Source organism: Novosphingobium sp. ZW T3_23 (assembly GCF_044987305.1).
Lineage (GTDB): Bacteria > Pseudomonadota > Alphaproteobacteria > Sphingomonadales > Sphingomonadaceae > Novosphingobium.
Window position 1 is genome coordinate 109,881 of sequence record NZ_JBJDRF010000008.1, and the last position, 8,277, is coordinate 118,157.

Below are 8,277 nucleotides of genomic sequence, written 5' to 3' on the forward strand. Positions count from 1 at the left end.
GACAGGAGGGAAACCACGATGAACCGCAAGATTCTTTGCGGCGCGGGCGCACTGGGTGCGTCGCTGTTCGCCGCCATGCCTGCCTGGGCGCAGGAAGCCGCCGCCGCGCCGGCTCCCGTGCCCAACCCCGGCAACAACGCCTGGATGATGACCTCGACCCTGCTGGTCCTGCTCATGATCATTCCCGGCCTCATGCTGTTCTACGGCGGCCTGACCCGCTCGAAGAACATGCTTTCGACGATGACGCAGATCGGTGCCGCCGCCTCGCTGGCGATGGTGCTCTGGGTCGTCTACGGCTACGGCCTGGCATTCGGGCCCGAGGGCAACGCCTTCATCAGCTGGGGCAAGTTCTTCCTTGCGGGCGTCACGCCAGACAGCACGGCGGCGACTTTCAGCGATGAAGTCATCAGCGAATACATCTTCATCTGCTTCCAGATGACCTTCGCCGCGATCACCCTGGCCCTGGTGCTGGGTTCGACGGTGGAGCGCATCAAGTTCTCGGCGGTGATGGTGTTCGGCATCGTCTGGCTGACAATCGTTTACTTCCCGATCGCGCACATGGTCTGGGCAGCCGGCGGTTTCCTGTTCGAAGGCAAGATGTTCGGCACCGAACTTCCCGCCGCGCTCGACTTTGCCGGTGGCACCGTGGTCCACATCAACGCCGGTATCGCCGCGCTGGTGGCCGCCATCATCCTCGGCAAGCGCAAGGGCTATCCGCAGGAACCGATGCCCCCGCACTCGCTGACGCTCACCATGGTCGGCACCGGCCTGCTGTGGGTGGGCTGGTTCGGCTTCAACGCCGGCTCGGCGCTGGAAGCCAACGGTTCGGCCGCGCTTGCCATGATCAACACTTTCGTCGCCACCGCTGCTGCGGGTCTCGCCTGGATGGTCACCGAGCGTCTCGCCGGCCACAAGGGTTCGGCTCTGGGCTTCTGCTCGGGCATCGTCGCCGGTCTGGTGGCAGTGACGCCGGCCGCCGGCAACTCCGGTCCGTTCGGTGCGCTGATCCTGGGCGCGGTCGCCTCGGTCGTCTGCTTCTTCGCGGTCAGCAAGCTCAAGCCGATGTTCGGCTATGACGACGCGCTCGACGCTTTCGGCGTCCACGGCGTGGGCGGCATCGTCGGCGCCATCGGCACCGGCATCGTCTATTCGCCCTCGCTCGGCGGCCCCGGCGGCGCCGACTTCTCGATGGGCTCGCAGGTCGCCACGCAGGTCATCGCGGTCCTGGTCGCCATCGTCTGGTCGGCCGTCGGCACCACGGTCGCCGTCCTCATCGCCAAGGCAGTCACCGGCCTGAGGGTCGCTCCCGAAGTCGAACTCGAGGGTCTCGACATCGGCGAGCACGGGGAGCGCGCCTACAACTAAATTCAGAGTTTGGCGGCGGCGGAAACTTCTTCCTCTCCTACGATCCGTCGTCGCCTACCGATGTTCCTCCTGCGAACACAAACTGAAAGGCCGGAGCCAGCCGCTCCGGCCCTTTTTTTATACCGCGACGCGTAAGCTGCTTCCGCTGCGCCTTCTGAACACCCAAGCATTCAGTCTGCGGCGACCATCGTGATGGAAATCATCGGCACGACCGACCGCACCGAGAAACTCGGTGGAGCCAGATCCTCGTCTTCGAATCTTGAGGAGCCCTGCGAGGCAGGTCGGGTGAGCAGAACGACAGCGTGCTCGAAAGCCGCGCGCCCGCTCCCCCCGAAAGCCTCTCCGGATCAGTTGCCGGCGGCGAACATGTCGATAAGCTGGCGGATCGGAGAAACGTCATACCCCGCCGCTGCCGCCCTGGAGGCGATCACCGACGGATTATCGCCGGCTTTGGCCCGGGCGAGTGCCCAGAGCAGGGTGGAGCGCGTGCCGGACCGGCAATAGGCGAGCACCGGCCCGTCCGCCGTGGCGAGGGCGTCCGCCATCGCAGAGACCTGGGCCTGGCTGAAGCCGCCATGACCTACCGGGATGGCGACATAGTCGATGCCGGCGGCGCGGGCTTCCGATTCGATCACCTCGCCGGGCGTCTGGTCGTCGCTTTCGCCCTCGGGACGATTGTTGACGATCCGCACGATGCCCATGGCCTTCGCTTCGGCAATGGCGTCGGTGCCGATCTGCGGGCTGGCGAAAACGGTGTCGGTAATCTGGCGGAACATCTAAGCGAGTCTCCGGTATGAAGCGGGAACGTTCGGCTCCGGTTCGGCCTGAAATCCGTCCACGTCAAGGGCCCTGCTTTTGTCAAAAGCAAGCCGGACCGCCATGAAAATACGATATTTCGTCAATCGGGCGGGAATTTGGCACGTAATTGTGTTCGCCATGTGGCAGAACCTCGTGTATGACTCGCGATTGCAGATAGGAACCGGCTTGTCCCGGCTGACCTGCCTGCCGCCCGGCGCGGTTCGTCCACGTGACCGGGTTCATGCTTTTTGGGGCGCAGCGAAGGTACGTTCGTAGACATGGGTTTTGACAGAGGTCGTCGCGGAAGGGGACGCGACAAGCGCGATGGTGGTTTTGGTGAGAACGAGTTCGATCCGTTCTTTGCCGGCCAGGATCGCTTCGGTGGCGGGGACCGGTTTGGCGGCGGCGGCGATCGCTTCGGCGGTGGCGGTGATCGCGGCGGTTTCGGCGGCGGTGACCGCTTCGGTGGCGGCGGCGGCGGTGATCGCGGCGGCTTCGGTGGCCCGCGCGGCGGCGGTGGCGGCTTCGGCGGCCCGCGTGGCGGCGGCGGCGGCGGGATGCCCGCCCAGGTCGTTGGCCAGGGCAAGGGCGTCGTAAAGTTCTTCAACGGTGCCAAGGGCTTCGGCTTCATCCAGCGCGATGAAGGCGGCGAAGACGTGTTCGTCCACATCAGCGCTGTCGAGCGCGCCGGTCTCGAAGGTCTGGCCGAAGGCCAGCAGCTCGAATTCCAGCTCGTCGATCGCGGCGGCAAGATTTCGGCCAGCGAACTCGTGGTCGTGGGCGACGTGATCGCCGTGGAAAAGCGCGAACCTGCACCGCAGCGTCAGCTGACCGGCGAAAAGGCCACCGGCACGGTGAAGTTCTTCAACTCCATGAAGGGCTTCGGCTTCATCACGCGTGATGACGGCCAGCCGGATGCATTCGTTCACATCAGCGCCGTCGAGCGTTCGGGCCTTGGCGCCCTGAACGAAGGCGATCGCGTGGAGTTCGACATCGAGGTCGATCGACGAGGCAAGTACTCGGCGGTCAACCTGGCGCCGCTCCAGGCCTGATCCCGATTGCAATGTCGCCGGTTATTTGACCGGGGGCCTGCAAATACCTAAAAGCGCGCAAATGGCGGTCCGGATAGGGCCGCCATTTGTCGTTTGTGATTCCCGTTTTCACTTCACTGATTCGTTATCGAGGAATTCCGTCATGTCGATCACTCCGCTGATGCCTGTGTACCCCCGGTGCGGCGTTCGGCCCGTTCGCGGCGAACATTGCCACCTCATCAGTGAAGACGGTCGCCGATTCCTCGATTTTGCCAGTGGTATCGCCGTGAACCTGCTCGGCCATTCGCATCCCGGCCTGATCGGCGCGATCCAGAAGCAGGCCGAGACGCTGATGCACGTCTCCAATCTCTACGGCAGCCCGCAAGGCGAGGCGATCGCGCAACGCCTGATCGATCTGACTTTCGCCGATACGGTGTTCTTCACCAATTCCGGCGCGGAAGCGGTGGAATGCGCGATCAAGACCGCGCGCGCTTATCACCAGCATGTCGGCAATGACCACAAGTATGAGCTGATCACCTTCAGGAACGCGTTCCACGGCCGCACGATGGCCACGATCAGCGCCTCCAACCAGGAAAAGATGCACAAGGGCTTCCTGCCGCTTCTGCCCGGTTTCAAGTACGTGGAATTCGACGATCTGGAAGCGGCCAAGGCGGCGATCGGGCCGAACACCGCAGGCTTCCTGGTCGAGCCGATCCAGGGCGAAGGCGGCGTGCGCATCGCTTCGGACGAATTTCTCCAGGGCCTCCGCGCACTTTGCGACGAACATGATCTCATGCTGATCCTCGACGAAGTGCAGAGCGGCGTGGCCCGTGCCGGCACGCTCTATGCCTATGAGCAGTTCGGCATCGTTCCGGACATCATGTCGACGGCCAAGGGCATCGGCGGCGGTTTCCCGGTCGGCGCCTGCCTGGCCACCGAGAAGGCCGCCCGCGGCATGGTGATCGGCGCGCATGGCTCTACCTACGGCGGCAATCCCTTCGCCATGGCCGCCATCGGCGCGGTGCTCGACGTGGTTGCGGACGAGGCCTTCCTTGCCGATGTCCGCGCCAAGGGTGAGCGCCTGCGCGCCCGGCTGGAGCAGTTCATCGGGAACTATCCCGAGCTGTTCGAATCGGTCCACGGCCGCGGCCTGTTCATCGGCATCAAGCTGAAGAGCGAACCGCGCCCCTTCGTGGCCCACATGCGCGACAATCATCAGGTGCTCACGGTCTCGGCCGGCGATAATGTCGTGCGTGTCCTGCCGCCGCTGGTGATCGACGACAGCCACATCGATGAATTCATGGAAAGCCTCTCCGCCGCGGCGGCGAGCTATCAGCCCGAAGAGGTGGCCTGATGAGCCGGGATTTCGTAGACCTGAGCGATGCCGGGGGGCCTGTCCTGTCGGCGATGATCAATGATGCCATCGATCGCAAGGCGGCGCGGCAGGGCTGGCCGAAGGGCAAGCCCGATGCCGATGCGCCGCTCGCCGGTCATGTCCTGGCGATGATCTTCGAGAAGAACTCGACCCGCACCCGCGTCTCCTTCGACATGGCGATGCGTCAGCTCGGCGGCTCCGCGCTGATTCTGGAATCGGGTTCGACGCAGCTCGGCCGCGGTGAGACGGTGGCCGATACCGCCCGCGTGCTCAGCCGCATGGTGGACGCGATCATGATCCGTACGGACGATCACGCCAAGATTGAGGAACTGGCGCGTCATGCCGACGTGCCGGTGATCAACGGCCTTACCGATCTCTCGCACCCCTGCCAGATCGTCGCCGATCTGCTGACCATAGTCGAGCGTGGCTTTTCGTTGCCCGGCCTGCAGGTCGCGTGGCTGGGAGACGGCAACAACGTGGTCAATTCGCTGATCGAGGCGGCGGGCCTGATGAAGTTCACCGTTCGCGTGGGCGGCCCCCAGGGCTACGAACCCGACGCCGGCTTCGTCGAGCGCGCGCGGGCGGCGGGCGGCGAGGTGATCTTCACCCAGGATCCCCTGGAAGCCGTACGCGGCGCGCATGTGGTCGTCACCGATACCTGGGTCTCCATGGGGCAGGTCGGCGGAGATGTGCATATCGCCGCGATGCAACCTTATCAGGTCGATGCGGCGCTCATGGCTTCCGCAGCCGAGAACGCGATGTTCCTGCACTGCCTTCCCGCCCATCGCGGGGAGGAAGTGACGGACGAGGTGATCGATGGCCCGCAGTCCGGCGCCTGGGACGAGGCGGAAAATCGGATCCACGGGCAGAAGTCGGTTCTGCTCTGGGCATTGGGCAAGCTGTGAGCGACGAACTGCCCCGCACCGATGATACCGGCTTCGACCGCGTCCTGGCCTTCACCGTACCCGCGCGCAGTGCGCGCGGGCGCGTGGTACGGCTGGGGCCGGTGCTGGAAACCGTGCTTTCGGCGCACAGCTATCCCAAGGCCGTCAAGCATGTGCTGGCGGAAGCGCTGGTTCTCACGGCGCTGATGGGTTCGCTGCTCAAGGAGCGGGGCGCGCAGCTCACTTTCCAGGCCCAGTCCGAGGGTGGCGCGGTGGACCTGCTGGTCTGCGACTACCGCAACGGAGAACTGCGCGGTTACTTGCGCCACGATCCCGTGCTGGCGGAAAAGCTGGACGAAGATTGCTCGCTGGAGACGATCTTCGGCAACGGCTACCTTGCGATCACGTTCGACCTCGACGTCTCCAACGAGCGATATCAGGGGGTCGTGCCGCTGGAAGGTTCCTCTCTGGCGGAAGCCTGCGAGAACTACTTCCTGCAATCGGAACAGTTGCCCACCGTCATCCGCGTATCGGTACGTTCGAACGGACCGCGATGCGTGGCCGGGGGCTTGCTCATCCAGCACTTGCCCGACGGCGAAGAGGGCAAGGAGCGACTTCACGCCAAGGACATGCATCCGGATTGGGAGCACGTCTCGATCATGGCGCAGAGCATCCAGCCCGCCGAACTCGTCGATCCGGTGCTCAATCTGGAACAACTCGTCTGGCGCCTGTTCCACGAGGAAGAGGAAGTGCGCGCGGAGCCGCTGGAGCCGTTGCAGCGCGGTTGCCGTTGCTCGGTGGAATATTATCAGAGCATTCTGGGCGCGTTTCCGGAGTCGGAGCGGGTCGACATGCGTGACGAAACCGGCATGGTTCCGGTCGATTGTGCCTTCTGTTCCAAGATCTTGCACGTGCCGGTATAATTACATCATTGTTCTGCCGGCTTGTCTTGCAGGCGGGTAATGACGATATGGGGGGCATGACCCAGCCCAAGGCACGAAAACTTCAGATCCCGACCCGTCGGAAATTGCGCGGGAAATTTCTGGGCCTTCGCGGTCCAGCCGTCGCCGCGTTGATCGCGGCGGGCGGGGCGGCCTTGGCCGTCGCCTCGGGCGCGGTGGCCCAGAGCCGGTCGTTGATCATGCTCGACCAGCTTGAGTCCGGCTCATGGGAACTGCGCGAGCGGGGCGTGGGAGGGGTGGTGCGCAACGTCTGCGTGCGCGGTGGCCGAGAGTTGATCCAGCTCCATCATCAGGGGCTGACCTGCAAATCGGTGGTTGTCCAGGATACGCCCGTGGAAGTCGTGGTGCAGTATACTTGCGCCGGGCAAGGGTTTGGACGCACGCGGATCCGTCGGGAAACCAACGCGCTGGTCCAGATTGATACCCAAGGCATCGCGGGCGGCCAGCCTTATTCCTATGCGGGAGAAGGGCGGCGCACCGGGCCCTGCCACGACTGAGGGCGCACGCGCGAGGTTGTCATCGCCCCGGCGAAAGCCTAGCTCAGGCCGATGCAGCATTCCCAAGATATCAAGGGCCGCAAGGCGGTCGTCCTTCTTTCCGGCGGGCTCGATTCCATGGTTTCGGCCGGTATCGCTCGCGAAGCGGGCTACTCGGTCAGTGCGCTGACCATCGACTATAACCAGCGCCATCGCTGCGAGATCGATTCCGCCCGCAAGATCGCCGAATTCGTGGGAGCGGAACGTCATGTCGTGCTGCCGCTCGACTTGCGGCAGTTCGGCGGCTCGGCGCTAACGGCGGATATCGACGTCCCCAAGGACGGTTTGGGAGAGGGCGTGCCCGTCACTTACGTCCCGGCGCGCAACCTCGTGTTCCTGTCGCTGACCTTGGCCTGGGCCGAGGCGATCGGCGCGGCGGACATCTTCATCGGCGTGAATGCGCTGGATTATTCCGGATATCCGGATTGCCGCCCGGAATTCATTGCCGCCTTCCAGGACATCGCACGGCTGGCGACGAAGGAAGGCGATCAGGGCACGGCGTTCCAGATTCACGCACCGCTTCAGTTCATGGGCAAGGCCCAGATCGCGCGCGAGGCGCATCGTCTGGGCATGGATGCAGGCATGAGCTGGTCGTGCTACGATCCGCAACCGGGCGATCTGGCCTGCGGAGAATGCGATAGCTGCCGGCTGCGCAAGGCCGGGTTCGCGGATGCGGGGCTTGTGGATCCCACGCCTTACGCGGCCTGATCCGAGATAGAGCATTTTCCAATCAGGTGGAATCACCTGATGACTCGGAAAATGCGGCAAACCAAAAACTTAGAGCGGTCGATCCGGTGCAGCCGGATCGACCGCTCTAGTCTCACCGAAAAAGCCCCGCTTCTGCGGGGCTTTTTTGTGGCCGGCATGTGCAGGAAGCAGGCAAAAGAAAAGGGGGCCGGATCGCTCCGGCCCCCCAATCTTGTACCGTTGCCGGTCGCTTACATGCCCGAACCCGGACCGTAAGTGATTTCGACGCGACGGTTCTGCAGCTCGCGCACGCCGTCAGCAGTCGGAACGCGCGGGTTGGCTTCACCGAAGGCCTGGCTCGAGATCGAGCCGTCCGGAATGCCGTGGCTGGTGAGGTAAGCACGAACCGAGTCGTTACGGCGAGCCGAAAGACCGAGGTTGTACTTGGGCGAACCCGAACGGTCGGTGTAACCGGCCAGCATGATCGGAACGCTGTTGCAGTTGCCATAGGCACTGACGGCGCTGTCGAGAATGGTGGCGGCTTCCGGCGTGATGTCCGACTTATCCCAGTCGAAGAACACGATGTACGGACCCTTGTTGCATTCCACAACCGGCGGAGGCGGCGGCGGAGGCGGGGGC

At 64.2% G+C, this 8,277-nt stretch carries 9 protein-coding genes; 7 read left to right on the forward strand and 2 right to left on the reverse strand.

Translation table 11 applies throughout. From position 1 onward, the window contains the following. Positions 1 to 18: 18 nt before the first annotated feature. Positions 19 to 1,365, forward strand: a complete 1,347-nt coding sequence (locus ACI3K3_RS07305) for an ammonium transporter (protein WP_404912944.1) — start codon at positions 19 to 21, stop codon at positions 1,363 to 1,365. 347 nt (positions 1,366 to 1,712) lie between these two features. Here the strand turns inward: ACI3K3_RS07305 and ACI3K3_RS07310 are convergent, their stop codons facing one another. Beyond that, entirely contained in the window at positions 1,713 to 2,141 is a 429-nt protein-coding gene (locus ACI3K3_RS07310) for a TIGR01244 family sulfur transferase (RefSeq protein ID WP_404912945.1), read from the reverse strand. A gap of 300 nt (positions 2,142 to 2,441) precedes the next feature. Here ACI3K3_RS07310 and ACI3K3_RS07315 point away from each other — a divergent pair, with 300 nt between their 5' ends. The 6 genes from ACI3K3_RS07315 to queC all read left to right on the forward strand — a co-directional run bounded on the left by ACI3K3_RS07315 (position 2,442) and on the right by queC (position 7,659). After that, entirely contained in the window at positions 2,442 to 3,215 is a 774-nt protein-coding gene (locus ACI3K3_RS07315; protein ID WP_404912946.1) for a cold-shock protein, read from the forward strand. Positions 3,216 to 3,357: 142 nt separating this feature from the next. Beyond that, a complete protein-coding gene (locus ACI3K3_RS07320) occupies positions 3,358 to 4,548 on the forward strand; it encodes an aspartate aminotransferase family protein (protein WP_404912947.1) in 1,191 nt (396 codons plus the stop codon). Then, a complete protein-coding gene (gene argF / locus ACI3K3_RS07325) occupies positions 4,548 to 5,474 on the forward strand; it encodes an ornithine carbamoyltransferase (protein ID WP_404912948.1) in 927 nt (308 codons plus the stop codon). Before ACI3K3_RS07320 ends, argF begins: the two co-directional genes overlap by 1 nt. Further along, positions 5,471 to 6,376, forward strand: a complete 906-nt coding sequence (locus ACI3K3_RS07330) for an Hsp33 family molecular chaperone HslO (RefSeq protein WP_404912949.1) — start codon at positions 5,471 to 5,473, stop codon at positions 6,374 to 6,376. Before argF ends, ACI3K3_RS07330 begins: the two co-directional genes overlap by 4 nt. 56 nt (positions 6,377 to 6,432) lie before the next feature. After that, positions 6,433 to 6,912, forward strand: coding sequence for a hypothetical protein (locus ACI3K3_RS07335; RefSeq protein WP_404912950.1), 480 nt, complete (start codon positions 6,433 to 6,435; stop codon positions 6,910 to 6,912). A 51-nt stretch (positions 6,913 to 6,963) separates the two neighbouring features. Further along, on the forward strand, positions 6,964 to 7,659 hold the full coding sequence (gene queC, locus ACI3K3_RS07340; RefSeq protein ID WP_404912951.1) for a 7-cyano-7-deazaguanine synthase QueC: 696 nt from the start codon (positions 6,964 to 6,966) through the stop codon (positions 7,657 to 7,659). A 230-nt stretch (positions 7,660 to 7,889) separates the two neighbouring features. Here queC and ACI3K3_RS07345 read toward each other — a convergent pair. Then, on the reverse strand, positions 7,890 to 8,277 hold a 388-nt coding region (locus tag ACI3K3_RS07345; RefSeq protein ID WP_404912952.1), incomplete at its 5' end, for an OmpA family protein.

Bases quoted from the DNA above. Each gene is read 5' to 3' on its own strand.
- ACI3K3_RS07310 (WP_404912945.1), bottom strand. From the start codon at position 2,141: ATGTTCCGCCAGATTACCGACACCGTTTTCGCCAGCCCGCAGATCGGC.
- ACI3K3_RS07305 (WP_404912944.1), top strand. From the start codon at position 19: ATGAACCGCAAGATTCTTTGCGGCGCGGGCGCACTGGGTGCGTCGCTG.
- ACI3K3_RS07315 (WP_404912946.1), top strand. From the start codon at position 2,442: ATGGGTTTTGACAGAGGTCGTCGCGGAAGGGGACGCGACAAGCGCGAT.
- ACI3K3_RS07320 (WP_404912947.1), top strand. From the start codon at position 3,358: ATGTCGATCACTCCGCTGATGCCTGTGTACCCCCGGTGCGGCGTTCGG.
- argF (WP_404912948.1), top strand. From the start codon at position 4,548: ATGAGCCGGGATTTCGTAGACCTGAGCGATGCCGGGGGGCCTGTCCTG.
- ACI3K3_RS07335 (WP_404912950.1), top strand. From the start codon at position 6,433: ATGACCCAGCCCAAGGCACGAAAACTTCAGATCCCGACCCGTCGGAAA.
- queC (WP_404912951.1), top strand. From the start codon at position 6,964: ATGCAGCATTCCCAAGATATCAAGGGCCGCAAGGCGGTCGTCCTTCTT.